We start from the raw sequence: 24,629 nt of genomic DNA on the forward strand, positions 1-24,629 counted from the left end.
CTGTATCTGTTATTGTTTTCTCACATGCCGTAATAAAAAGCAACACCATAACAACGGAGGAGATTAAGAGGAAATGCAATGAAAACGACGGACAGCACATGGGGGCGGAGGATTTTGTATTTGTTTCAGCCGGAGGATTCCACGGAATCTTTGGTTGAGGACCCGCAGCGTGGAGGCCTGCCAAAGGACTGTACTCCCACCGAGTTCGGGGCCGGGCTGGGCGCCCTGAAGGCGGCCCTTTGGATCTGCGCGGGATTCATCCTGGCGGTGGGCTTGGCGCAGCTTCACTAAAACCCGCGCTTGCGGTCTTTGAAGGAATGGGTTATCAGGGCGGGTATGAAACGGAATTTCAAGCTCATACTGGAATACGACGGAACGCACTACCACGGGTGGCAAAGGCAGCCGCACGACCTGACCATACAGGAGGTGCTGGAAGGCGCGTTGGAAAAAATCACCCGGCAGAAGTGCGTTGTCTACGGCGCGGGCCGGACGGACTCCGGCGTGCATGCGCTCAATTACGTCGCCAATTTCCGGTGCAACACCCATCTGGACGCCGGGGTGTTTGTCAAGGCCTTGAATTCCACCTTGCCCAAAGACATCGTATGCAAGGAGTCCACCCTGGCGCCGGACGATTTTCACGCGCGAAAGAGCGCGGTGAGCAAAATCTACGAATACCACATGACAAACGGCCCCACGCCGCCGGCCGTCTGCCGTCAATACGCATGGCACGTGCGAAGGCGTTTGGACCAGGACGCCATGTCCCGGGCCGCGAAATTATTCCTGGGCTCGCATGATTTTGCAGCCTTTGAAGGCGCGGGCAGCCCCAAGGCCACCAGCGTGCGGAACATCATGCAGTCCCACATCCAGTCCTGGGAAAATCACATTATCTACCGGGTGGAGGCCAACGGCTTCCTGCGCTACATGGTCCGCAATATCGTGGGAACCCTGGTGTATATCGGCATGGGCAAAATTCCCCCCCAGGCGGTCATGGATATTCTGGCGTCCGGAGACCGGGGCCAGGCCGGCCCCACCGCGCCCCCTGTGGGGTTGTTCATGATGTGCGTAAAATATTGATTGACGCCCCTCCACAGCGTCTTTATACTGAAATCCTATTCTTGAGACCTGTCCCCCGAATACATTTCATTTATTCCCACCAAGGAGGCAGCTATGAACGTAGGTCAATGGCCCGCTCAGTGGTCCAAGCTCTATCCTGAGGAACCCTGCATCAAGTACCAGGATCTCCGCTTAAACAAGCGGGAGTTCAACCAACGCATCAATCAGTTAGCCCATCTATTGCAAAAAAGAGGCATCCGCAAAGGAGACAGGGTGGCCGCCCTCATGGCCAACAGCAACGTGTTTTTGGAAATCCTTTTCGCCTGCTCAAAAATAGGGGCCATCATGGTTCCCCTGAATTTCCGCCTGGCCCCTCCCGAGCTGGAGTTCATCATCAATGACTGCGAACCCTCCCTGCTCTTTTACTCCCCGGAGTTTACGCCGGTCCGGGACGCGCTGCAGGACAAAATTCCTTCGGTCAAAGAGCGCATTTGTGAAATGGCCGGCGGCGCCCCCAACGACGGGGAATACGAGTCTCTCATCGGTCCCATGTCTACAGCGGAGCCCACGCCGGAATCCGAAGTGGTCATGGACGACCCCCAGTTCATCATGTACACCTCGGGCACCACGGGCAAGCCCAAGGGCGCCGTGCTCAGCCACGGAAACACCCAGTGGAACGCCATCAACGCGGCCGTCACCTACGGATCGGACAACAACGACGTGGTCATGTGCTGCGCCCCCCTGTTCCACATCGGCGCCCTGAACTGCTCGGCCACCCCCGCCCTGTACGGCGGCGCGTCCCTGACTATCCAGCGCTTTTTCGATCCCGTGGGCGTTCTCAAGATGATCGAGGAGGACAAGGTTACGGTCATGTTCGGCATTCCGGTCATGTATCTTTTCATGAGCCAGATGCCGGAGTTTGCAACCACGGACTTTTCCACCGTCAAATACCTGCTGGCCGGCGGATCCCCCTGCCCCAAGGCCCTTATTGAAACGTATCAGAAAAAAGGCGTGCTTTTCGCCCAGGGCTATGGCATGACCGAAACCGCCCCGGCTATCAGCGCGCTTCGCAAGGAGGAAGCCCTCAAAAAGATCGGCTCCTGCGGCAAGCCCTTGCTGCATACGGAAGTCAAGGTGGTGGACGCGCAAAACAACGAACTCGCCCCCCACGAAATGGGCGAGGTGGTGGTCCGGGGCCCCATTGTCATGCTGGAGTACTGGAAACGCCCCGAAGCCACGGCCAACACCATTGTGGACGGCTGGATGCACACCGGAGACATGGGGTATTTTGACGAGGAAGGCTACTTGTATCTCATGGACCGGAAAAAGGACATGTACATCTCGGGCGGGGAAAACGTGTATCCCGCCGAGGTGGAGGACGCCCTCATGAGCAACCCCAAAATCGCCGACGCCGGCGTCATCGGCGTGGCCGACGAAAAATGGGGCGAAGTGGGCATGGCCATCCTGGTGAAAGCTCCGGGCGAGGACCTGTCCGAGGACGAAGTCATCGCCTGGTGCCGCGAGAAGCTGGCGGGCTATAAATGCCCCAAAAAGGTGGCCTTTGTGGATGAACTCCCCAGAACCATGACCGGCAAAATACTCAAAAAAGACCTCCGCGCCCAGTACGGCGGCGGGGCATATTGATTTGGCTTAACAACCTAACAAGCTGTTAAACGCATTGATCATTTATAGGGGAAGGAGCGCCGCTCTTTCCCCTGTTTTCGTTGGTTCTTCATGAAATAGCAAAGTGCATTGACTCAGTTCACCCTGTAACTTGCGGCAAGCAGCCTGAATGCCTTGCACCCAAGGCAAAATGATCTTATCCATCGACTTTGAGTTTTTGGCTTGACAGTCCATTGGTTTGGGTTTATAGACTGACATGTCAGTCTTGATAGGGCGAAACCCCAGACAACTCAATCAATCAGTATTTTGGCCTTGAAAAAACAATGTGGAGGGACCAATGGATTTTTCGGACGTAAAGAAAATTGCGGTTATCGGCTCGGGAGACATGGGCCACGGCATCGTCCAGGTGGCGGCCATGGCTGGCTACAACGTAGCCATGAAGGACGTGAAGCAGGAGTTCCTGGACCGGGGCGTGGCCCGGATTGTGGAAAGCCTGGACATCCTTGTGGGTAAGGAAAAGATCTCGGCCCAGGACAAGAAGGATATCATGGGCCGGATTTCCGCGACCACGGACACGGCCGAGGCGGTTCAAGACGCCCAGATTGTCATTGAAGCCGTGCCGGAAATCATGGATCTCAAAAAATCCGTTTTCTCCGAGGTTTCGGCAAGCGCTCCGGACGACGCCATCCTGGCCACCAACACCTCCACCATGAGCATTTCGGAGATTTCCAAGGCCGTAAACAATCCCGCCCGGTTTGCGGGTCTGCATTTTTTCAATCCGGTCAACCGGATGAAATTGGTGGAAATCATCAAAGGCGCGGAAACCAGCGGCGCAACCGCGGACATCCTGGTCAAGTTCACCGAAGCCATCAAGAAGATTCCCGTGGTGGTCTTGAAGGACTCCCCCGGCTTTATCGTCAATAGGATCAACGCGCCCAACCAGGCCATGCTGAGCGCGATCCTGGACGAGGGGAAGATCAAGCCCGACGAATTAGACACGGCCATGAAGATGGTGGGCATGCCCCAGGGGCCTTACGAACTGGCCGACTTTGTGGGCCTGGACGTGTTCGTGCATACGCTCAAATATTACGCCGAAACCCTGTCTCCCGAGTTCAGGCCGGGCAAGTATCTCACCGCCAAGGTGGAGGCCGGAGACCTGGGCAAGAAAACCGGCCAGGGCATCTACGACTGGTCTTCCGGCAAGCCGCTCATCGACGGAACAACCATGTGCCAGGACATCACCCCCATGGAAATGCTGGCCATTCAGATCAACGAGGCCGTGCGTGTGCATAAGGAAGGAATCGCCGCTTCGGTAGCCGACATCGACCTTGCTGTGGTACATGGTATGAAAGCCATGGCAGGGCCGTTCGCCATGTGCGCGGGCATGCAGCCCGAGCAGTTGGTGACGTCCCTGGACAAACTCCACCAGCGCTTCGGCCTGGCGATCTTCAAGCCGGAGCCGGAAGTCGCGGACGGATCATTCAAGGAAATGAAATAAGGAGGCGTTATGTCGGACGCTGTCTTGTACGAAAAAAAGGAAACCACGGGCATCCTCACCATCAACAAGCCCAAGGCCAATCAGTTGAGCGCCGAGGTCTTCGAGGGCATGAGCATGACCCTGGACCTGGCCGCCCAGGATCAGGATTTGCGGGCGCTGATCATCACGGGCTCCGGGGATAAAATCTTTTGCGCGGGCGCCGACCTTTCGGGAGGCTTCGGCAATCTCTCGCCCATTGATTTTATCAAACGCGCCCAGGACATATTCAACAAGATCGAGGCCTTTCCCAGGCCCATCATTGCGGCCATGATCGGCCATGCATTCGGCGGCGGCCTGGAGCTTGCCATGGCCTGCCACATGCGCATCATCAAAAAGAACGCCCGCATCGGCCTGACAGAAACCAACCTGGGCATCATGCCCGGATATGGCGGAACCCTGCGCCTGCCCCGCCTTGTGGGCCGGGCCAAGGCCATTGAGATGATGCTCCTGGGCAAGCAGATCCGGTCGGAAAAAGCGCTTGAAATCGGGCTGGTCAATGAGATGTGCGAGGAAGGCGAGGTCATGGACAAGTCCATGGAACTGGCCGCTACCCTGGCCACCCGGCCGCCCCTGGCGGTTTCCGCCGTCTTGCGGGTTCTATCCATGCGGGAGAGCGTTTCGCCGGAAATGGCCCTGCAACTGGAGCGCCAGGAACTGGTCAAGCTGTTCGAGACCAAGGACTGCATGGAAGGCATGACCGCCTTCGCCATGAAAACCAAGCCGGTCTTCAAAGGCGAATAGGCCATTATACCCGGTTGCCGCTCCCTCTCTCCACGGGGATGACGGAGAGCGGCTGTCGTAGCAGCCGTCCTGCATTGTTGGGTTTCGCGGCGGCTTTGTAAATTTTATGATGCGTTTAAGCATGACGCATTTTTCCCGATTCAATATACTTTCTCAACGCTCTACCCAACCTACATTTTACCTATAAAAATAGTAGGTTGGGTAGAGTTTGCAGAACTTTTCAAGGGAAGGCTGTCCAGTCCTCGCCGAAATAATGACCAACGCCGAAAACATGCGTGCGAAACCCAACAAATGGATTTGCGTCCCCAAAAATTATTGTCACCCGGAAGGATCGTCATTCCGGCAAGGGGCGATCGGAATTTTCGGATCGTCCTGTAAGCCGGAATCCAGCGTCATTTTTAAGGGCTCCGATGAATATCATTATTTGCCTAAAGGCGCCTTGGCGTAAAACGGCAAATATCGGCCTGAAAACAGACACTCCCCCCGGATGAGCGATGGGCCTTGCTGCGCCCATCGCTTTCCGCCGCCCGGCGCGGACTCCGTCCCGCCGGGCGGTTTCAGTGAGAGCTTCCCAGCGGCTTCCTCCCTTGACATCTCCGTAAACCATGATGACATTATTCCCGGCTACAGTGTCCTGGACCGGGCTTCCTATGACGATGTTTGCAAGGAGGCTTATATGACACAGCTAAAATCGGAATCAACGGCCAGCGTGGAGTTCCAGGTGAAGTGGAGCAGCGAACACGCGGCCCATGAAGAAAATTTTTACGTGGACCGGGTCCATTTTTGGCGGGACATTTTACCGGATAAGCTCAAAAAGGCTTTGCTGGAGAGTCCTCCCGGAGAATGGGCGTCGGCTGAGTTGCGTCCGGGCGAAGGCGTGGAAGCCTTGTCCTCCGCCCGGCTAAAGGAGCTCAAGCCGGCCCAGGTCAATGAAAAGGCTTTGGGCAGGCCGGTGCACGGAGGCCGGTTTTATCCTCGGGGAATCCTGAAGGACGTGGGAGGGGTATTTCCCCAGAACCGCGCCCCTTTCCGCATTCAATCCATCAACGAAAACAAACTGATCGCGGACTTCAATCATCCCCTGGCAGGCAAGGATCTGTCCCTCAAAGCCCGGATTGCGGGCGGAATCAGCAACAAGGAAGAGCGGGGCGGAAGCTGCCTGGCCGTGGAGGACATCCTGGGCGTAGGGCCCGGCATGCAGGTCCGGGCCAACGGCTGCGCCACGGACTTTTTTTATCCCGGCGCCTTTAACCGGGAGGACGAGGCCGCGGACGCCGTTTTTTACGATCAGCCCAGGATGGTCAATCATATCGACTCCCAGGCCATGGAGGTGGTTTCCGGCCTCTACGGCCGCCTTTTGAAAGACGGCATGGACGTTTTGGACCTCATGGCGAGCTGGAATTCCCATATTCCGGCCGAATTGAACCTGAAAAGCGTCCACGGCCTGGGCATGAACCAGGAGGAGTTAGAGAGCAACCGCCGCCTGAACGGATTCACGGTCCAGGACCTGAACGAGAACCCAAGGCTGCCTTTTGACGATAACTCCTTTGACGCGATCATATGCACCGTGAGCGTGGAGTACCTGACCAAGCCGGTGGAGGTGTTCAAGGAAGCCGCCCGGGTGCTCAGGCCCGGAGGCGTTTTCGCCCTGACTTTCTCCAACCGGTGGTTTCCGCCCAAGGCAATCGACGTGTGGAAGGAGGCCCACGACTTTGAACGCATGGGGCTGGTGCTGGAATATTTCCTCCAGTCCGAGGCGTTCAAGGATTTGCAGACCTATTCCATGCAAGGGCTGCCCCGGCCGGACGATGACAAATACGCGGATCAGCTTTATTGTTCGGACCCCGTTTACGGCGTTTGGGGCCAAAAAGCCTGACGCCGCAGAATCATGCAATCCTCATGCGCTTCCCCCCGGCCTCCCTCGGGGGGAAGCGTTTCACACACGGGCTTATTCCTTTCCTTGATCAAAAATCTTTGCCGTGATACTTCAAAATCCGTTTCATCCCCTTAAATTATGGCGAGGGCTTCATTTCCATCTCGCCTGAACGGGTATTGTCTCTTTCCTAACGGATCATTGCAAATGACTACAAAAACGGACGTTAAGGATGTTGTTTGGGTTGCATTGCTGTTGATTGCAGCCATCTGCTTCTCCATCGTCATGGGGGATTCCCTGTTCGCCTCCAGCGTGTTGATTTCCGGCATCTTGTGCGTGGCCCTGACCGCCATAGGGCGCATCGAAGGCTATGCCGCGGGCATGTACGCAAGCTGCACCTACGCCTGGATGGCCTACCAAAACGGCCTATTCGGAGAAGTCATGCTGAACCTGGGTTTTTTTATCCCCACAAACATTATCGGCTTTATAATGTGGCGGAAAAAAATGCGCGGCAACGTGGTGGAAATGCGCCAGCTGATCTGGCGGCATCGGGCCATGGTCGCAGCCGCCGTCATATTGGGAACCCTGGGGCTGGGGCTTATCCTCAGCAGGATTCCCGGCCAGAACACCCCTTACATCGACGCCAGCACCAACGTGATTTCCATCATCGCCACCCTGCTCATGATGTGGAGATACAAGGAGCAATGGATGCTGTACATCATCCTGAACACGGTCAGTACGGCCATGTGGATTCTCCGTTGGCGGGCGGGCGGCGCGTCCGGCGATTTGATGATCGTCATGTGGATGATATACCTCGCCAACGCCATTTTCGGATACTGGCGGTGGCATACGGGCGCAAAAAAACTGTCCGCCATCCGGGAGCAAGAGGCGGCGGCATGAAGAAAACCGGCCTGACCCTGGGAAAGTTCGCTCCTTTTCATAAAGGGCACCAATTTCTGATTGAAACCGCGCTCAGGGAAGTGAACGAGCTTTTCGTCCTGGTTTACGAAACCGGCCTCATGGACGTTCCCTTGCAGGTTCGGGCCAACTGGATTCGTAAGCTCTATCCTCAGGCCCGCGTTATAGAGGCCTGGGGCGGCCCTCCAGGCTATGGCAGTTCTCCGGAAATCGTCAAGAAGCAGAACGACTACATTCTATCCGTCATCGGGGACGAAATAATTTCCTGTTTTTTTTCCGGGGAGTTTTACGGTGAGCATGTCAGCAAAGTCCTTGGGGCCATAGACCGCCGCATAGACCCGGAACGGAAGATTCTTCCCGTATCCGGGACGCAAATCCGGCAAGACTTTTTCGCCAATCGCAAGTTTGTGGATCCCCTGGTTTATAGGGATCTGGTGACCTGGGTGTGCTTTATGGGCGCGCCCTCCACGGGAAAGACCACCCTGGTCCAGGCCCTGGCCGAAAAATATCAAACCGTATACATGACCGAGTACGGCGGGGAATACTGGCGGGAAAACCATGTTGACCGCCGCATTACCCTGGATCAATTCGAGGAAATCCCCCTGGAGCACATGCGCAGGGAAGACGCACTCGTCCGGGACGCCAACCAATACCTTTTTTGCGACACAAACCCCATAACCACCTATGTGTTCGCAAAGGATTACCACGGCGAGTCCGGCCCGGTGCTGGAAAAGGCGGCGCGCGGCTCCGAAAGCCGGTACGATCTTTTTTTTCTGTGCGATACGGACATCCCCTACGCCGACACATGGGACCGCAGCGGAGACGTAAAAAGGCAGTGGTTTCAAAACCAGATCATAGGAGACCTGGCCGAGAGGCGTTTGCCGTATTTTGTCCTGCGTGGAAGCGTGGAAGAGCGAATCGCCCAGGTGGAGCATGTACTAAGCCGCCACAAAAAATTCGGCAACCTGACGGAGCTTTTTACGGAGCCTGCAACCTGACAAGGCTTGCGCCCGTCGTCAAATCCAGATCCACCCTTCCTTGCGGGCCAGTTTTTCGTTATCGGGAAAGCACACGTCGCCCATTAAAAAGTTGCGGCCGCCTAATATGCAAAGGGCCGCGTCCAAAGCGTCGGCGTTTTTATGCAGCAATTCCATATTTTCGGCGCCTTTCAAGAGCGGGATGACTCCATCCAGGATTTGTTTACGGATATCCAGGCATTTTTGGCTTTTATCGTCCTTATACCCGGAGGAGGGCAGGCCGTATTTGATGAGCACGGCCGCCGGATAAATCTCCCCCGCGCAGGCCTTTTCTTCATAGTCCGGGGACCACGCCAGGGGGATGGGCTCTCCCGTCAGTTCCCGTAACTCCGCCAGAATTGCAAGCGCTGCATGGGCCGTGCGGGCGATTCGATCCGCTCCCACGTCCAAGGGCAGTTTCCCGATTGCTTTCCAGCAGAACCTGTCCGTATGCCTGCGGAACAAATCGTTGGCTTTGCCGGGCAAGGGATCGCCCGCCTGATGATCGGCCAGCCCTTCGGCCAAAAGGGCGGGCCAGCCCAAAGGCGCGTCCATGGCCAGAAAAACCCGATCCGCTTTTGCGATAGCAGACGCCATGTCCTTGACCATGTTGGAGTTGCCTACCTCCACATGGCGGATTCGAACGTCCGCCCCTTTGCATTCTCCGTAAGCAACGCCGGTCCGGGTGTGCGAGGTTGCGCAATCTATGCCGATGATGCAGGTTTTCATAATGGATTCAGGAACAAAAAAAGGCCCCTGCAAGAGAGGCCTTTTGATTGTTAATATGAGAGGAACTGGATTTTACATAAGTTCCAGACAATCCTTGGTAACGCTGTCGTCAAAGGCCACAGGGTAGCAGCCGTCAAAGCAGGCTTTGCAGAACATGGTTTCCGGCTTCGGCACGTTGGTGGATTCCAGCAGCCCGGGCAGGGAAAGATAGTGCAGGGAATCCAGGCCCAGGTAATCCCTTAATTCATCGATGCTTTTATCCGACGCCACCAGCTCGCCGCTGGAGGAAAAATCAATGCCGTAATGGCAGGGAAATTTGTGCGGCGGGCAGCTCACCCGCATGTGCACTTCCTTGACGCCCAGGTCGCGCAGGGCCTTGACCCTGGTTTTGGCGGTCGTGCCGCGGATGATGGAGTCTTCCACGATGATGATCCGCTTGCCTTCCAAAACGCTTTTTACGGGGTTCAACTTCACCCGCACTCCAAAGTCCCGCATGGTTTGGCTGGGCTGGATAAAGGTTCTGCCCACGTAGTGATTGCGGATCATGGCCATTTCAAAGGGCAGGGCGGAGTGCTCGGCATAGCCTATGGCCGCGTAGTTGCCCGAGTCCGGAAAAGGCATGACCAGGTCGGCGTCTATATGGGATTCCCGGGCGAGTATCTGCCCCATGCGTTTGCGCATGGTGTATACGTTATGTCCGTAGATGTTGCTGTCCGGGCGGGCGAAGTAAATGAATTCGAAGATGCAGAAGGATTTTTGTTCGGGCACGGGCACGTGGATGCTGCGGATGCCGTCCTTGCTGATGATGACAATTTCGCCGGGATCCAACTGGCGAACGAATTCCGCTTCCACCAGGTCCAGGGCGCAGGTTTCGGAAGCCAGCACGTAGTTTCCGTTATCCAGTTTGCCAAGGCAAAGAGGCCGGAACCCATTGGGGTCCTTGATGCCGATCATTTCCCCTTTGCTGGTGAGCAAAACAAAGGAATAAGCGCCCTTGAGCTTTTCCACCGTCTTCAACAAGGAGCCCTCAAAGCCCAGCTTTAGATTTTTCACCAGAAGATGGAGAAAAATCTCCGTGTCCATGGTGGTTTGAAAAATAGAGCCGGTTTCTTCCAGTTCCTTGCGCAGAATATGGGCGTTCACCAGATTGCCGTTATGAGCCAGGGCGTACGTCCGCATATTGTGCCGGACTACAAAAGGCTGGGTGTTCACAATATTGGAGCCGCCCGTGGTGGAATACCGAACCTGGCCGATGGCGGTATCTCCCGGCAGGCTGGCTATGATGTCGTCGTCAAAGATGTCAGGCACCAGCCCCATGGCCTTATGGGCGTGGATGGTTCCATCCTGATAAGAAGCTATTCCAGCGCTTTCCTGGCCCCTGTGCTGCAGAGCGTACAAGCCGAAATAGGTCAGTTTCGCCGCTTCCGGATGTCCGAAAACTCCAAAAACGCCGCATTCATCCCGGGGCTTTCCCGATTCAAACATTATCACCGCTCACTTTCCCAATCCTGGTTCTTCAGGCACGGGTAAACCGGGCGCTGGAGCGTCCGGCTTAAAAATCTGGGGGGCGGCGTAAAAACGCACGCCGCGACGATCCCCCCGGCAAACAGATATTTATCCTGCGTGGTACTCCTGCAAGCAGCACACACCCAGAGTCTCCTCTTTCATGGAGGCGATGCCTTCGCACATGGCCAAGGCGCCCGGCACTGTGGTTGTATAAGGCACTCCGAATCTCAGGGCGGCCCGGCGGATCTTGTATCCGTCCCTGGTGGAGCGCTCTCCCACGCCGGTGTTTATGATCAGGTGGATTTCCTGATTCTTGATGGCGTCCACTACATGAGGCCGGATTCCCTCGGACACCTTGGATATCATCTTGTTTTTCACCCCGTGGGACGTGAGAAACTCAGAAGTCCCCCGGGTGGCTATGATGGTGTAACCCAATTGCTTGAGATTGCGCATGGGCTCCAGGATCTTTTCCTTGTCCGAGTCCATGACGCTGCAAAAAATCGTGCCTTCCTGGGGAAGGTTCTGGCGTCCGCCCAACTGCGCCTTGGCGAAAGCAGGGCCGAAGGTCCGATCCACGCCCATGACTTCACCGGTGGATTTCATCTCAGGCCCCAGCAAGGTGTCCACTCCCGGGAACCTGTCAAACGGAAACACCGCTTCCTTGACCGATACATACTCGGGAATGACCTCGCCGGTAATGCCCAGGTCCGCGAGTTTACGCCCCAGCATGACCTTGGTGGCTACCTTGGCCCAGGGCACGCCGGTCGCCTTGCTCACAAAGGGCACGGTCCGGGATGCACGGGGGTTGACCTCAATGACGAAAAGTTTTTCGTCCTTGACGGCGTATTGGATGTTCATGAGCCCGATAACGTTAAGTTCTTTGGCAAGGGCCTGGGTGGCGGAGCGAATGTGATTCTTGATGTTTTCGGAAAGGCTTTTGGGAGGCAGGACGCAAGCGGAATCTCCGGAATGGATGCCCGCTTCCTCGATATGCTCCATGATGCCCGCCACAATGGTGGTTTCGCCGTCGCTTACGGCGTCCACGTCCACCTCCACGGCGTTTTCCAAAAATTTGTCTATCAGGACCGGGTGGCCTTCGCTGGCAACGATGGCTTCCCGGGCGAACTCCTCCAGGGCGGACTGATCGTAGACGATCTTCATGGCCCGGCCGCCCAGCACAAAGGAGGGCCTTACAATCACGGGATACCCGATTTCCTCGGCAATGGCCAGGGTTCCGGGAATGTCCATGGCGGTGCCGTTTTCCGGCTGCACAAGGCCCAGTTTTTTCAGCATGACCTTGAACAATTCCCTGTCTTCGGCCCGGTCGATGCTCTCGGGCTGGGTTCCTATGATGGGCACGCCGGCCTTGTTAATGGCCGCGGCGATGTTCAAAGGCGTCTGGCCGCCGAACTGGACGATCACGCCCGCAGGCTTTTCCGATTCCGCAATGTGCAACACGTCCTCCGCGGTCAAAGGCTCGAAATAGAGCTTGTCCGAGGTGTCGTAGTCCGTACTGACCGTCTCGGGGTTGGAGTTGACCATGATGCTTTCCACCCCTTCCTCGCGCAGGGCGAAGGAAGCGTGCACGCAGCAATAGTCGAATTCAATGCCCTGGCCGATCCGGTTGGGGCCGCCGCCCAGGATCATGACTTTTTTCCGGTCCGAAATCCTGGCTTCGTCCTCTTCCTCGTAGGTGGAATAATAGTACGGCGTGGCCGCCTCGAATTCCGCGGCGCAGGTGTCCACCAGTTTGTAGACCGGCCGGACGCCCTGTTCGTTCCGCTTGGCCCGGACGGTTTCCTCATCCGATCCGGTCAGGAAGGCGATCTGCTTGTCGGAAAATCCAAAGCGTTTGGCTTCCAGCAGCATGTCCTCATCCATATCCAGCCCGGCGCCGGCGATCTTCTTTTCCATCTCCAGGATAGTGGACAAATGATACAAGAACCAAGGATCGATCTTGGTCAGCTCATAGATTTCCTCCAAAGGCATGCCCGACTCCATGGCGTACCTCAGGTAGAACATCCGCTGGGAGTTGGGCGACGCCAGCCTCTTCCGCATTTCCTGCGGGTCGGGAAATACTCCGTTGCAATAGGGATCCTTGCCGTCCGCGCCAAATCCGCAACGCCCGATTTCCAGGCTCCGCAGGCCCTTTTGCAGGGCTTCGGTAAAGGTCCGGCCGATGGCCATGGTCTCGCCCACGGACTTCATGGAAGTGGTGAGCAGATCCTCGGTTTCCGGGAATTTTTCAAAGGTCCACCTGGGAATTTTAACCACGCAGTAGTCCAGGGTGGGCTCGAAAGAAGCCTTGGTTTCCTTGGTGATGTCGTTGGGAATTTCGTCCAGGGTGTATCCCACAGCCAGCTTGGCCGCAATCTTTGCAATGGGAAAGCCCGTGGCTTTGGATGCCAGGGCGCTGGACCGGGACACCCGGGGGTTCATCTCGATGACGATCATGTCCCCGTTTTCCGGGTTGATGGCGAACTGGACATTGGAGCCGCCCGTATCCACGCCGATCTCCCGCATGACGTCCAGAGTGGCGTCCCGCATGATCTGGTATTGCTTGTCCGTCAGGGTCTGGGCCGGGGCCACGGTAATGGAATCCCCGGTGTGCACCCCCATGGGGTCCATGTTTTCGATGCTGCAGATAATGACCACGTTGTCGGCCTTATCCCGCATGACCTCCAGTTCGAATTCCTTCCAACCCAGCACGGATTGCTCCAGCATGACCTGATGGATCAGGCTGGCGTCCAGGCCGCTCTTTACAAAGACGTCCAGGTCTTCCACGTTGTAGGCGATGCCGCCGCCCGTGCCGCCCAAGGTGTAGCTGGGACGGATGATGATGGGGAAACCGATGTCCTTGGCCGCCTTCCGGGCTTCTTCCAAAGTATGGACGATTTCGCTCTGGGGAACGCTCAGGCCGATGTTTTCCATGGCCGCGCGAAAAAGCTCCCGGTCCTCCGCCTTTTCAATCACTTCCACCCGGGCGCCGATCATCTCCACGCCGTACTTTTCCAGCACGCCTCTTTTGGCGACCTCAATGGCCGTGTTCAGGCCGGTCTGGCCGCCCAGAGTGGGCAGCAAGGCGTCGGGACGCTCCTTGGCGATGATTTTCTCCACAGCGTCGGGAGTCACGGGCTCCACGTAGGTGCGATCCGCGGTTTCCGGGTCGGTCATGATGGTGGCGGGATTGGAGTTCACCAGGACGACTTCGTAGCCCTCTTCCTTCAGGGCCTTGCACGCCTGGGTTCCCGAGTAGTCGAACTCGCAGGCCTGACCTATGATAATGGGGCCTGCGCCAATGATAAGAATCTTTTTAATATCGGTTCTCTTGGGCATTATTTCATTAACCCCACAAATTCCTTAAACAAGTAATGGGCGTCATGAGGGCCGGGCGAGGCCTCGGGATGGTACTGCACGGAAAAAACAGGCAGCTTGTTATGCCGGATGCCTTCCACCGTGTTGTCATTGAGATTGATGTGCGTCACCGTAGCCTCCCCCTTGGGCAGGGAGTCGAAATCCACGGAAAAGCCGTGATTCTGGCTGGTGATCTCAATGGCGCCCGTCGGCAAGTACTTCACCGGCTGGTTGATGCCCCTGTGTCCGAATTTCATCTTATATGTCTTGCCGCCGAGAGCCAGACCAAGCAACTGGTTGCCCAGGCATATGCCGAACAATGGCTTGTAGCCGATCAACGGCTGGATGTTCTTGACCGCATACTTAAGCGGCTCCGGGTCGCCCGGGCCGTTGCTTAAAAACACGCCGTCCGGGTTCATGGCCTTGACTTCATCCGCCGTGGTGGAGGCCGGAACCACAAACACCTCGCAGCCCAGGCCTTCCAGACAGCGCAGGATGTTGTATTTGATGCCGTAGTCAAAGGCGACCACGCAATGCTTGTCCCCGCGATGACGCCAGATTTCCGGCTGCTGCCATTCGTTTTCCATGACCGCTTCCACCCTGCCGTCAACCCATCTGTAGGGCTTGTCCGTGGTTACGCCGGTCACCAGATCCGATCCCGCCATGGACGGAATGGCCCGGGCCTTGGCCGCCAAAGACTCGGGATCCAGGTCCTGGGTGGAGATCATGGCGCGCATGGCGCCTTTGCTGCGTATATGCCGGGTGAGCGCCCGGGTGTCGAAATCATGCACGCCCAGAACCCCCTGGCTTTGCAAATAATCGGCCAGGCTTCGGAGCGAAGTGAAATTGCTGGGATATGGCTGGTATTGCCGGAGAAGAAACGCGGCAACCTGGATGCGGTCTGACTCCACATCCTCGTCATTGATTCCATAGTTGCCAATCAAGGGGTAGGTCATGGTCACCATCTGCCCCCGGTAGGAGGGGTCGGTAAGCACCTCCTGGTAACCGCTCATGCCCGTGTTAAACACCACCTCGCCCTGAGCTTCCCCGGGGCCGGTGAATGAGCGGCACTTGAACGTCCGGCCATCTTCTAAAGCCAGCAAGGCTTTCATGTGTGATCCTCGTTGCTCAATTCATTGCGAATGATCGCAATTTACAATCCATTAGTATTACTTAACATTTTCCTGACGCGGATAAAGCGTCGGATTCCGCATATCATACCCACGGTTTTTATCAACCTGTTTTTCCCTGTTTTCAGGGGGGAGAGTCCGGTTGCATCCGCTTCGCCCTTTTTACGGAAAAATGCAACAGACGCATTTTGATATTCAAATATCATACCATATATAAGGCGGCCGGTCTCACCATTTCTAAAATGCGCATTCAAGCCCCCTTCGTCCAGAAAAATTCGTTTAAATCCCGGCCTGCCTTGCGGACTTTATTCCTTTGACTTAACTTATGAAAAATTCAACAAAGGGATTGAACGGGGTAAAAATAAAAACGGTCGGACAGTTAGGTTCACAAGGAGACGCTTTCATGAAATCCGGAGTCCAAGAACGCCTCGCGTTTTTTGCCGCTATATTAATCATTGCCTGGCTGTGGTTATGTTGTTTTTCCTCGTCCCCCATGGCGGCGGATATATCTGAAAACGTCCGTGAGAGAATCCGGCAGCGCATGGAATATACCGGAGGAAACGCCGTAACGGCCGCAGCCGAGACCATCTATTCTTCGGTGGCGCTCCCCCGTTTCTATGAGCAGCGGGGGTACAGCCCCGCATGGCTGGAGTCCGGCGCTCCTTCCTCCAACTGCCAGGCGCTTGTGAGGGCGGTTGGAACGGCCGGGGATCATGGCTTGAACCCCTCCGAATATCATGTGGAAAAGATAGCAGGCCTTCTCACTGAAGTCGAGGCAAACCAGAGAGCTAAAAAACCCCTGAACCCGGGAAGGCTTGCAGACCTGGAATTCCTGCTTTCCGACGCTTTTCTCATATATGGCGCCCATCTTCTGGGCGGCAAGGTCAACCCGGAAACTATAGAGCCCGACTGGACGGCGGGAAAGCGGGAGGCTGATTTGGCGGCATTGCTCGCAGAGGCCCTTATAACCAATGATGTGGAAAAGGCTCTGAACTCCCTGGCTCCCCAGGATGCCGCCTACAGATCCATGCAGGGCGTATTAAAGCAGCTTCAAGCCGCGGCGCCGCGGCCTTCCGCGCCGCTGGTGCAGGCTGCGCCGTCTTTTAAACTTGGATTCCGCGGCCCTCAAACAGCCGCCCTGCGCGCCAGGCTGGAAGCGGCCGGTTATTTAAGCCAGGATTCCGAACAGGATAAAGAGGTTTTCAATGAAAGCCTGGAAGCGGCATTGAAGAAATTCCAGGCAAGTTGGGGCTTGGAGGCTGACGGAGTATGCGGCCCTGCCACCCTGAATGCTGTGAACCGGAGTGAAAAGGATAACATAGCCGCCATCAGGGCGAATCTTGAACGTTGGCGCTGGATGCCGCAGAATTTGGGAGACCGCCATATTCTTGTCAACATTGCGGACTTCCATCTTGCCGTGGTGGAAAACGGAGAAGAATTGCTGGCAATGAAGGCCATTGTGGGCAAACTCTATCGTAAAACCCCGGTTTTCAGCGGCCGTATGACCTATCTGGTCATATCCCCTTATTGGGACGTACCTCCTTCCATAGCCCGCAAGGATAAATTGCCTTTGATGCAAAAGGATCCCAATTACCTTACGGCAAACAATTTCGTGGTGTACCAGGGCTGGGGCGCCGACTCCCGGGAGGTCGACCCCGCCTCGGTGGACTGGAAAACGCTTGGACCCGATAATTTCCCATACAGGCTGCGTCAGCAGCCTGGGCCGGGAAATGCTCTGGGAAGAATCAAATTCATGTTTCCCAACAAACACAATGTATATATTCACGACACTCCTTCTCATGACCTGTTTGCCAAGAGTCAAAGAAATTTCAGCTCCGGATGCATTCGAATCCAGGACCCCATAGGCCTGGCGGAATACCTTTTAAGAGACGTCCCAGGATGGAGCAGGGCGGCCATCGAGGAGGCCGTGGAAAGGAGGGCTGAAAAGACAGTGACCCTTTCCCGTCCGATTCCGGTGCATGTTATGTATTTCACGGTCTTTGGCGACAATCAGGGACTGGTGCATTTTCGCAACGATATCTATGAGCGGGACGCCCGCCTTTTGGAAGCGCTGGATAGCAATGCTCAACAATAATGCCTGTCCCCCCCCTGTTTGGAGCGATGATGAATATGAAGGTTTTGGCCGCCATTTTATGTCTTGGCGTCCTGATAGGCGCCGCAGGAACCTGTTTCGCCGGATTCGACCCGCAAAAGGCCGGCTTTTCCATCCTGTTCCGGGACGAAATCCTGCCCTACAAAGTCATGGGCGTTTTCGCCATGCCCGGCCAGGTTTTGGAGTTCCGGGAAACAAAAGCAAAAGCAATTACCTGTGAAAGCCTCTCTGGCCAAGGCCGTTTTGAAAAAAAGGCGGAGCCTCATTGGGCCTTTCATTGCCCCTCTTCACCGGGATTGTATGCGCTTCTCATAAAAAGAAATGACTCCGAAACGCGGATGACGCTCAATCTCTTCGTCATGACGCCGTTCTCGTCCGTAAACAATGGAAGCCTGAACGGATACCGGATAGGCCAGTATCCAAAGGTGGACAAGAAAAAACTGCCCATCTACAAGTGGCCGGCGGGCTTCGTGGAGGTCACGGAGGATAACCGGCGCACCCTGGTTTCGCCTCATTTCCGCCTGGAGCAGTTTCTCTGCAAGCAGGAAGGCGGCTACCCCAAATACCTCGTCCTTCGCGGTCTTCTTCTGCTCAAACTGGAAGCTATTCTGGAAGAAGTCAACAAACAGGGAATCGCAGCAAACAGTTTTCATGTTATGAGCGGCTACAGAACGCCTTATTACAACGAAGCCATAGGCAACGTGAAATACAGCAGACACCTATGGGGCGGGGCTGCGGACATTTTCATCGACGAAAATCCCGCCGACGGCATGATGGACGACCTCAACGGCGATGGAAAGATAAACTATAGGGACTCCAGGGTGCTTTACGAAATCGTCGATAAACTCTACGGCAAAAAATGGTACGAACGCTTTGTGGGAGGCCTGGGGAACTATAAAAAAACGTCTCAACACGGGCCTTTTGTGCACGTGGACGTCCGCGGATTCCGGGCCAGGTGGGGCGACTAAAGACCGAAGCATCCAATTAGGGCTTCTGATTTGCCAGCCTGCATTTGGCCTGAACGGCATCCCGCTTGTTATTTGCAGCCGCCTGTGCCATAATGAATATAAACATCGTTTTTTATAATTTTATCCGCTCCGCTTGCCTTGGCCTTGATAAAAATGCGAGTTGCAACTTCTTTAAAAACAACCGGTTTCGTCCTGGCGTTATGCATGCTCTGCCTGCTGGCCGCCGCACGTGTTTCAGCCGAGATGGACTGGACCGAGTTGGAGCCCGACGCAGAAGCCGCCCATCAAAAGGAGTTCCGCCAAAAAACCAGCCATTTGGACAACCTCATCGAAAAAGGCGCATACGTTGAAGCTGTGGAATACGTCTTTGGCGAGGCGGCGCCCATGCCCAAGGAGTATCGCAAAAAGGCCGTGGACAATGCCGTGGACGAAATCCGGCGCCGATACGATTCCGGCGAGCGCGCAGAGGCGGCTCTGGAAATCATGGACCTGGCCATTCGTTTTTCCGACGTCAAGGTGCTTAAAAGAGCCAGGAACCGCTTGTTCGCTTCATTGGCGGAGGACTGGCGGCGAGGTGTAAAAAGCGGGGTGGAAAGCGTCGATCCTCCCGAACAGGTCGACGGCGCCATGTGCGTCCTGGCCCGGGGCTTGACTTCATGGGGGCGGCGCAATTTCCGCAAGCATCCGGACCGGGGGTTGGCGGCCATGGAGTTGGCGCAGTTCTATTGTCCGGAGGGCGCGGACATCGCCTATAATCTGGGCGTAGCCCAATACCGGACCGGAAGCGTCTCCGAGGCTCGTAAAACCTGGAAGGAACTGGTGGGAGTGCGCTCCTGGGACACGGTTTTGCTCTGCAATTTGGGCTGGCTTTGCCTGGAGACAGGCGACGTGGATCAAGCCGATCACTATGCCATGCAAGCCCTGGCCGCCGCCCCGGATTCCCCCAACGCCATGGCCATCCGCTTGGAAGTGCTGTTCGCCCGAGGGCAATACACAAATGCCGTGCAGATGGTTTTCGCCAACGAACGCCAGACAACGCCCCGGTATGAAGAACGCGCCGTCGCATATGCGGTTGCAGCAGGTTGGAAGGCGTTTCAGGCCGGAGGCGGACAGGACGCGCTTGCAAGCATGGAAAGCCTGGCGGAAGAATATCCCCAGGCGGAGCCTTTTTCTCAGGCGGCGTCGGCCATGAAGGATGCACTGGAAGGCCGGCCGGCTCATTTGCCCGAGACAGCTTCCCTGCCGCATCTCCGCGCCCCCGGAGATCCCATTTACCCCCCGGACCATGGCGTTGCGTTCGATCCTCTATCAATTGACCAGGGGCCGAAATTCGATCGAAAAGAAGACGGCGCCTTCGCCCTGGTTGTGGGCCTGAAAAATTACAAACACATGATAGGCCCTCGTTACGCCGAAAAAGACGCCCTGATGTTTCGCGATCTGCTGCTCTCCTGCATGGGCTTTCCCAATGAGAAGCGGAATATTCGACTCAACCTCGGCACGGAAGCCAAATCCGGCGATCTCCGCCAAAACCTGGCCTGGCTGGGAAGAAAGGCTTCCGAAAACCCGGGCGCCCTGGTCATCCTGTATTTTTCCGGCAAAGGCATGCCGGTGTATGCCGAGGACAAGCATACCGTCCTGGATTGCCTGATCCTGCCTTATGACGCAGACCCGGACCACCCGGAGAAAGGCCAGCCCATTTCGCTGTCCGAGATCAAGAGGGCTTTTTCTAACAGCGGCTCCTCCAACGTGTACATTATTTTGGATGCGGGCTTTTACGGAGACGGAAAATCCGTGGGCCTGGGCAAAGGCGTGGTTCCCGCGCCGGTTACGGATCTTTTTGCGGCCGGGGCATCCATCCTGACGGCGGCGGGCGTGACGCGAGAGGCGGTGGAGCTTCCTCCGGGCGAGCAGGGGGCTTTCAGTTATTTTTTGTTTGAAGCCTTAATGGGGAAGGGCGATTTGAATCAGGACGGCTGGGTGGACGCCCGGGAGGCGTTTGACTGGGCCTCCTGGGAAATGAAGGAGCAAGGCGTCATGCAAATTCCCTATGCGGAAATCAACAACCCTGTGAAGCTGAGCAAGGTGAAGTGAATTGGCAAAACAGCTGCTTTCCATAACCGCTTTAATCTTCCTGGTCGCTGTGTTCGCCGTCCCCGTTGCGGCCCATCAGCCCAAGATAGGCATGGACCTTTCGTGGAGAATCATATCCAGCAAGGGCGACGCCCCCACCGAACCCCGGGACAAGCCCGGTGACGTGTTTGTAGAGCCGGTCACGGGCATGGAGTTCGTTTTCATTCCCGGCCAATGCTTTGTGATGGGGAGCACCGAAAAAACCGATCCGGATCGCTATCAGGACGAAGGGCCGGTCCATAAAGTTTGCCTGGACGGCTTTTGGATGGGCAGATACGAGGTTACAAACGCCCAATATCATTTTTTTCGCCCGGGACACGACAGCGGGGAATACGAAGGCCATCCCCTGAACATGGACGCCCAGCCCGTGGTCAACGTCTCGTGGAAAAACGCCCGGGCATTCGCCATCTGGCTGTCCGCCCAAAACCAGGGGCAGTACTCCTTTTGGCTGCCCACCGAAGCGGAGTGGGAGTTCGCCTGCAGGGCGGGGACCGGGACGTCCAGATATTGGGGCGACGACGTGTCCCAAACCTGCCTATACGCCAATGTGGCGGACCAAACCGCCGGGAAGTACTGGCCCGCCTGGAATGTGCACCCCTGCAACGACGGCTTCGCCGTGTCGGCGCCCGTGGGCAGCTTTTCTCCCAATGCATTCGGGTTGTACGATATGATGGGCAATGTCTGGGAAGCCTGCCAGGATTGGAAAGCCCCCTACCGCCCGGGCGAGCAAGTCAACCCCGCCGGCCCTCAAACCGGCAAACGCCGCATGGTGCGGGGCGGAAGCTGGGATAATGAAAGCCGGGGCATACGCAGCGCCAACCGCAGTTACGCCACTCCTTCCTTTAAACGCTACAATAACGGATTCCGTCTGGTAAGAACCCGATAAAATTAATTAGGTTGACGCCGCTCAGAATTGCATTAGCTTAATTCTTGGTGGAAACGGGGCCTGTCGGAAACAGTAGTCTTCAGATCTTTTTTGCGAGGACGGTTTCAAATGGAAATCCAAGAAATCACCCAGGAAGTTGAAAAACAAAATGTGGTAATCCGCCAGGTCATGGCGGAGGTGGAAAAGGTGATCGTAGGCCAGAAAGACCTGCTGGAACGGCTCATGGTCGGTCTGCTCTGCGACGGGCACCTTTTGCTGGAAGGGTTGCCGGGCCTGGCCAAGACCACGGCCATCAGGACCTTGGCGGCGGCCATTGACGTGGGCTTTCAAAGAATTCAGTTCACGCCCGACCTGCTGCCCGCGGACATTTTGGGCACCCAGATCTTTCGGCCGGACACCGGACAGTTCGTCATCCGGAAAGGGCCGATCTTCAACAACATTATTCTGGCCGACGAAATCAACCGTGCTCCGGCGAAGGTGCAAAGCGCCCTGCTGGAGGCCATGAGCGAACGCCAGATCACCCTGGCCGGTAAATGTTTTGAGCTGGAAAAGCCCTTTATGGTGCTGGCCACCCAAAACCCCATCGAACAGGAAGGGACCTATCCTTTGCCTGAAGCCCAGGTGGACCGGTTTATGTTGAAAATCAACGTGACCTATCCCACCGAAGCCCAGGAAAAGGAGATCATGAACCGCGTCCGCCAGGGCGTCACCGAAAACGTGTGCTCAGCCGTGTCTTCCCAATCCATTGACGAGGCGAAAAAGGCAGTGCAGGCCGTGCACATGGAAGAAAAAATCACGGACTACATTATCTCTCTGGTCAGGGCCACCCGCGATCCCGCCGCCTATGGCCTGGATTCGCAAAACCTCATACGCTACGGGGCCTCCCCCCGGGCTTCCATCTATCTTGGCGCAGCAGCCAGAGCCCACGCGTGCATCAACGGCCGCGCCTATGTAATCCCGCAGGACGTCAAAGCCATGGCTCCGGACGTGCTTCGCCACCGTATCATGGTCAGTTACGAGGCGGAGGCCGAAGGAATCGACTCTGACCAACTGATTAAAACCTTGCTCGAGAGGATCGAAGTCCCCTGACAACCTTGCCAGGCAAGGGCCAGGAGAGTTGAGCCTGACCAACTGACATGAAACCTGTTGGAACGGATTGAAGTTCCCCAAAATCAAATGATGGCGATGGAATTATGCTGCCCAAGGAACTAATCGGGAAAATTCAAAAATTCCATTTCCGTACACGCTTTTTGGCCAATGACCTGTTCGCGGGCCAGTACGTGAGCGCCTTTAAAGGCAAGGGTATGGAATTTGCCGAAGTGCGGGAGTACGTCCCGGGCGATGACGTGCGGGACATCGACTGGAACGTCACCGCCCGTATGGGGCATCCCTACGTCAAGGTGTTCTCCGAAGAAAGGGAGCTGACCGTTCTGCTGCTCCTGGACCTTTCGGCCTCCAACCTGTTCGGGACCTCCAAGCGCTTCAAACGGGAATTGGCTGCAGAGGTCGCCGGTCTGCTGGCTTTTACGGCCGTACGCACCAACGACAAAGTGGGAGCCATCCTGTTTTCCGACAAGGTGGAACGTTTCATCCCGCCGAAAAAAGGCGCCGGCCATGTCTGGGGCTTGATCCGGGACATTTTCTCCCACGAGCCTCAGTCCGCAGCTACCAACCTGAGCGCTCCCCTGGATCATCTGAACAAGCTGGTGCGCCGCCACGCCGTGGTGTTTCTGATCTCGGACTTCATGGTTCCTGAGTTCGATCATAAAACCCAGACCTCCATGTACCTGGCGTCCCGCAAGCACGACCTTACGGCCATCCGAATCCAGGACCCTGCGGAGCGCATCCTGCCCAACGTGGGCCTTGTCTGGATGCGGGACCCGGAAACCGGACAGGCCCTGGCCGTCGATACATCCAATAAGGGAGTCCGCCGCCGGTGGGAGGAGGACGTGGCCCGCCGGGACGCCGAGCTGAAGACCTTGCTCACAAAATCCGGCGTGGACAGGGTGGAGCTTTCCACGGGCGGGTCCGTGGTCCAGCCCCTGACGGAATATTTCCGCAGAAGGGAGGCGCGCAAATGAAACGCTCCCTGAATATTCTGCTTATATTGCTGATCTTCCTGTTCTCGTCCGCGCCGCTGTGGGCGGACGAGACGGCAAAGGCTCAGCCTTCCTGGAACGCCAGGTTCTTGGCCGAAAAAGCCGTGCTGGGAGAACCGGTCTCCCTCAGCCTGGAAGCCTCCCTGCCCGAGGGAGCGGCGCTTACCGATCCGGCGGAGATAACCGGTCTGGACGACCTGGTGATCCTGGATAAAAAACGCACCAAAAACGGGCTGGAGCTTTCTTTGCTGGTCAACTCTCTGGACAGCTTCAAGGTTCCCGGTTTCAGCGTGGCTTTTATTAACAAGGACGGCGCCAGGCAATGGCTGGATTTTTCCTCCCAGGAAATTCAGGTGGACAACGGCCTGCCTGACGATCCCTCCAAATTGCAGCCCCGGCCCATCAAAGGCCTGATTCCCGGCAAATCGTTTTTCAGCAAATATGCGCCGTGGATCGGAGCCGGGCTGCTTTTATTGGCCCTGGCCGCCTTCGCCCTGTGGTTCTATTTGCGGAGCCGCCGCATCCAAACCCTGGAAATCCAGACCGCCGCTCCCCATGAAGTCGCCCTGGAAAACCTGGACAAGCTGGAGTCGTGGTGGGCTTCCAAAGGCGAGGACAAGGAAGGCTATTTCAGGCTGTCAGCCATTGTCCGGGCTTATATGGGCGCCATCAGGCCCTTTCCCGCCGAGGAATTGACCACCTCGGAAATCCGGGCCCGCGTCCGGGAGCGAGAGGATCGGGAAATCATGCCCTTGTTGGAAGAGGCGGACATGGTCAAGTTCGCAAAGGCCCGTATCGCCGAGGCGACCCGGAAGGAGCACATCGCCATGGCGCGGGATTACGTGAACAAAACCTGTTCCTGGATGGAGGAAGTGCAGGAAGTTCAGGCCGAGGTTGTGGACAACGAAGTAAAGCCAAGCCCGGCGGAATTCAAAGGAAAGGCGGAGTAGGGC

The 24,629-nt window shown here is 56.4% G+C and carries 20 protein-coding genes; 15 read left to right on the top strand and 5 right to left on the bottom strand.

Features of this window, described 5'->3' with window-relative positions; all coding sequences use genetic code 11:
* Positions 1–78 precede the first annotated feature (78 nt).
* The 8 genes from BUE18_RS09265 to BUE18_RS09305 all read left to right on the top strand — a co-directional run bounded on the left by BUE18_RS09265 (position 79) and on the right by BUE18_RS09305 (position 8,743).
* Positions 79–291 carry a hypothetical protein gene (locus BUE18_RS09265; protein WP_073475100.1) on the top strand — a complete coding sequence of 71 codons (213 nt, stop codon included), beginning with the start codon at positions 79–81 and terminating at the stop codon, positions 289–291.
* Positions 292–336: 45 nt separating this feature from the next.
* A complete protein-coding gene (gene truA, locus BUE18_RS09270) occupies positions 337–1,074 on the top strand; it encodes a tRNA pseudouridine(38-40) synthase TruA (protein ID WP_073475101.1) in 738 nt (245 codons plus the stop codon).
* A gap of 93 nt (positions 1,075–1,167) precedes the next feature.
* Complete coding sequence (locus tag BUE18_RS09275; protein ID WP_073475102.1) at positions 1,168–2,697, top strand: acyl-CoA synthetase; 1,530 nt, start codon at positions 1,168–1,170, stop codon at positions 2,695–2,697.
* A gap of 316 nt (positions 2,698–3,013) precedes the next feature.
* Positions 3,014–4,174: a 3-hydroxyacyl-CoA dehydrogenase family protein gene (locus tag BUE18_RS09280; RefSeq protein ID WP_073475103.1), complete on the top strand. Its 1,161-nt coding sequence runs from the start codon at positions 3,014–3,016 to the stop codon at positions 4,172–4,174.
* 9 nt (positions 4,175–4,183) lie between these two features.
* Positions 4,184–4,954, top strand: a complete 771-nt coding sequence (locus BUE18_RS09285; RefSeq protein WP_073475104.1) for an enoyl-CoA hydratase-related protein — start codon at positions 4,184–4,186, stop codon at positions 4,952–4,954.
* A gap of 676 nt (positions 4,955–5,630) precedes the next feature.
* Positions 5,631–6,830, top strand: a complete 1,200-nt coding sequence (locus BUE18_RS09295; RefSeq protein ID WP_073475146.1) for a methyltransferase domain-containing protein — start codon at positions 5,631–5,633, stop codon at positions 6,828–6,830.
* A 204-nt stretch (positions 6,831–7,034) separates the two neighbouring features.
* Complete coding sequence (pnuC, locus tag BUE18_RS09300; protein ID WP_083610896.1) at positions 7,035–7,727, top strand: nicotinamide riboside transporter PnuC; 693 nt, start codon at positions 7,035–7,037, stop codon at positions 7,725–7,727.
* Entirely contained in the window at positions 7,724–8,743 is a 1,020-nt protein-coding gene (locus tag BUE18_RS09305; RefSeq protein ID WP_073475107.1) for an AAA family ATPase, read from the top strand. Before pnuC ends, BUE18_RS09305 begins: the two co-directional genes overlap by 4 nt.
* An 18-nt stretch (positions 8,744–8,761) precedes the next feature.
* Here the strand turns inward: BUE18_RS09305 and BUE18_RS09310 are convergent, their stop codons facing one another.
* The 4 genes from BUE18_RS09310 to carA all read right to left on the bottom strand — a co-directional run bounded on the left by BUE18_RS09310 (position 8,762) and on the right by carA (position 15,462).
* Complete coding sequence (locus BUE18_RS09310) at positions 8,762–9,490, bottom strand: DUF429 domain-containing protein (RefSeq protein WP_073475148.1); 729 nt, start codon at positions 9,488–9,490, stop codon at positions 8,762–8,764.
* A 72-nt stretch (positions 9,491–9,562) separates the two neighbouring features.
* Complete coding sequence (purF, locus tag BUE18_RS09315; RefSeq protein WP_073475108.1) at positions 9,563–10,975, bottom strand: amidophosphoribosyltransferase; 1,413 nt, start codon at positions 10,973–10,975, stop codon at positions 9,563–9,565.
* A 129-nt stretch (positions 10,976–11,104) separates the two neighbouring features.
* Entirely contained in the window at positions 11,105–14,332 is a 3,228-nt protein-coding gene (gene carB / locus BUE18_RS09320) for a carbamoyl-phosphate synthase large subunit (protein WP_073475109.1), read from the bottom strand.
* Positions 14,332–15,462, bottom strand: coding sequence for a glutamine-hydrolyzing carbamoyl-phosphate synthase small subunit (carA, locus tag BUE18_RS09325; protein ID WP_073475110.1), 1,131 nt, complete (start codon positions 15,460–15,462; stop codon positions 14,332–14,334). Before carA ends, carB begins: the two co-directional genes overlap by 1 nt.
* Before the next feature lie 421 nt (positions 15,463–15,883).
* On the opposite strand from carA, the gene BUE18_RS09330 reads away from it, so the two are divergent.
* Together BUE18_RS09330 and BUE18_RS09335 are read left to right on the top strand one after the other, a co-directional pair.
* Complete coding sequence (locus BUE18_RS09330; RefSeq protein WP_170868309.1) at positions 15,884–17,575, top strand: L,D-transpeptidase family protein; 1,692 nt, start codon at positions 15,884–15,886, stop codon at positions 17,573–17,575.
* A gap of 35 nt (positions 17,576–17,610) precedes the next feature.
* Positions 17,611–18,561 carry a D-Ala-D-Ala carboxypeptidase family metallohydrolase gene (locus BUE18_RS09335; RefSeq protein WP_170868310.1) on the top strand — a complete coding sequence of 317 codons (951 nt, stop codon included), beginning with the start codon at positions 17,611–17,613 and terminating at the stop codon, positions 18,559–18,561.
* Positions 18,562–18,629: 68 nt separating this feature from the next.
* Here BUE18_RS09335 and BUE18_RS27880 read toward each other — a convergent pair whose 3' ends face one another.
* Positions 18,630–18,767, bottom strand: a complete 138-nt coding sequence (locus BUE18_RS27880; RefSeq protein ID WP_170868311.1) for a hypothetical protein — start codon at positions 18,765–18,767, stop codon at positions 18,630–18,632.
* Here BUE18_RS27880 and BUE18_RS09340 point away from each other — a divergent pair.
* The 5 genes from BUE18_RS09340 (at position 18,766) to BUE18_RS09360 (ending at position 24,626) form a co-directional block, all read left to right on the top strand.
* On the top strand, positions 18,766–20,652 hold the full coding sequence (locus BUE18_RS09340; RefSeq protein WP_073475112.1) for a caspase family protein: 1,887 nt from the start codon (positions 18,766–18,768) through the stop codon (positions 20,650–20,652). The two genes, BUE18_RS27880 and BUE18_RS09340, sit on opposite strands and share 2 nt — an antisense overlap.
* Before the next feature lies 1 nt (position 20,653).
* Complete coding sequence (locus BUE18_RS09345; protein ID WP_073475113.1) at positions 20,654–21,577, top strand: formylglycine-generating enzyme family protein; 924 nt, start codon at positions 20,654–20,656, stop codon at positions 21,575–21,577.
* Positions 21,578–21,685: 108 nt separating this feature from the next.
* The gene (locus BUE18_RS09350; protein ID WP_073475114.1) at positions 21,686–22,666 is read left to right on the top strand and encodes an AAA family ATPase; all 981 of its coding nucleotides are present in this window, start codon (positions 21,686–21,688) and stop codon (positions 22,664–22,666) included.
* A gap of 104 nt (positions 22,667–22,770) precedes the next feature.
* The gene (locus BUE18_RS09355) at positions 22,771–23,658 is read left to right on the top strand and encodes a DUF58 domain-containing protein (RefSeq protein WP_073475115.1); all 888 of its coding nucleotides are present in this window, start codon (positions 22,771–22,773) and stop codon (positions 23,656–23,658) included.
* Positions 23,655–24,626 (top strand): hypothetical protein, encoded by a 972-nt coding sequence (locus tag BUE18_RS09360; protein ID WP_073475116.1) that lies wholly within the window; start codon positions 23,655–23,657, stop codon positions 24,624–24,626. The genes BUE18_RS09355 and BUE18_RS09360 overlap by 4 nt, the downstream gene beginning before the upstream one ends.
* Positions 24,627–24,629 lie beyond the last annotated feature (3 nt).

Source organism: Desulfatibacillum alkenivorans DSM 16219 (assembly GCF_900142135.1).
GTDB classification, from domain to species: Bacteria; Desulfobacterota; Desulfobacteria; order Desulfobacterales; family Desulfatibacillaceae; genus Desulfatibacillum; species Desulfatibacillum alkenivorans.

Coding starts and splice junctions, on each gene's coding strand:
- BUE18_RS09265 (WP_073475100.1), top strand. CDS start 79: ATGAAAACGACGGACAGCACATGGGGGCGGAGGATTTTGTATTTGTTT.
- truA (WP_073475101.1), top strand. CDS start 337: ATGAAACGGAATTTCAAGCTCATACTGGAATACGACGGAACGCACTAC.
- BUE18_RS09275 (WP_073475102.1), top strand. CDS start 1,168: ATGAACGTAGGTCAATGGCCCGCTCAGTGGTCCAAGCTCTATCCTGAG.
- BUE18_RS09280 (WP_073475103.1), top strand. CDS start 3,014: ATGGATTTTTCGGACGTAAAGAAAATTGCGGTTATCGGCTCGGGAGAC.
- BUE18_RS09285 (WP_073475104.1), top strand. CDS start 4,184: ATGTCGGACGCTGTCTTGTACGAAAAAAAGGAAACCACGGGCATCCTC.
- BUE18_RS09295 (WP_073475146.1), top strand. CDS start 5,631: ATGACACAGCTAAAATCGGAATCAACGGCCAGCGTGGAGTTCCAGGTG.
- pnuC (WP_083610896.1), top strand. CDS start 7,035: ATGACTACAAAAACGGACGTTAAGGATGTTGTTTGGGTTGCATTGCTG.
- BUE18_RS09305 (WP_073475107.1), top strand. CDS start 7,724: ATGAAGAAAACCGGCCTGACCCTGGGAAAGTTCGCTCCTTTTCATAAA.
- BUE18_RS09310 (WP_073475148.1), bottom strand. CDS start 9,490: ATGAAAACCTGCATCATCGGCATAGATTGCGCAACCTCGCACACCCGG.
- purF (WP_073475108.1), bottom strand. CDS start 10,975: ATGTTTGAATCGGGAAAGCCCCGGGATGAATGCGGCGTTTTTGGAGTT.
- carB (WP_073475109.1), bottom strand. CDS start 14,332: ATGCCCAAGAGAACCGATATTAAAAAGATTCTTATCATTGGCGCAGGC.
- carA (WP_073475110.1), bottom strand. CDS start 15,462: ATGAAAGCCTTGCTGGCTTTAGAAGATGGCCGGACGTTCAAGTGCCGC.
- BUE18_RS09330 (WP_170868309.1), top strand. CDS start 15,884: ATGAAATCCGGAGTCCAAGAACGCCTCGCGTTTTTTGCCGCTATATTA.
- BUE18_RS09335 (WP_170868310.1), top strand. CDS start 17,611: ATGAAGGTTTTGGCCGCCATTTTATGTCTTGGCGTCCTGATAGGCGCC.
- BUE18_RS09340 (WP_073475112.1), top strand. CDS start 18,766: ATGCTCTGCCTGCTGGCCGCCGCACGTGTTTCAGCCGAGATGGACTGG.
- BUE18_RS27880 (WP_170868311.1), bottom strand. CDS start 18,767: ATGCATAACGCCAGGACGAAACCGGTTGTTTTTAAAGAAGTTGCAACT.
- BUE18_RS09350 (WP_073475114.1), top strand. CDS start 21,686: ATGGAAATCCAAGAAATCACCCAGGAAGTTGAAAAACAAAATGTGGTA.
- BUE18_RS09355 (WP_073475115.1), top strand. CDS start 22,771: ATGCTGCCCAAGGAACTAATCGGGAAAATTCAAAAATTCCATTTCCGT.
- BUE18_RS09360 (WP_073475116.1), top strand. CDS start 23,655: ATGAAACGCTCCCTGAATATTCTGCTTATATTGCTGATCTTCCTGTTC.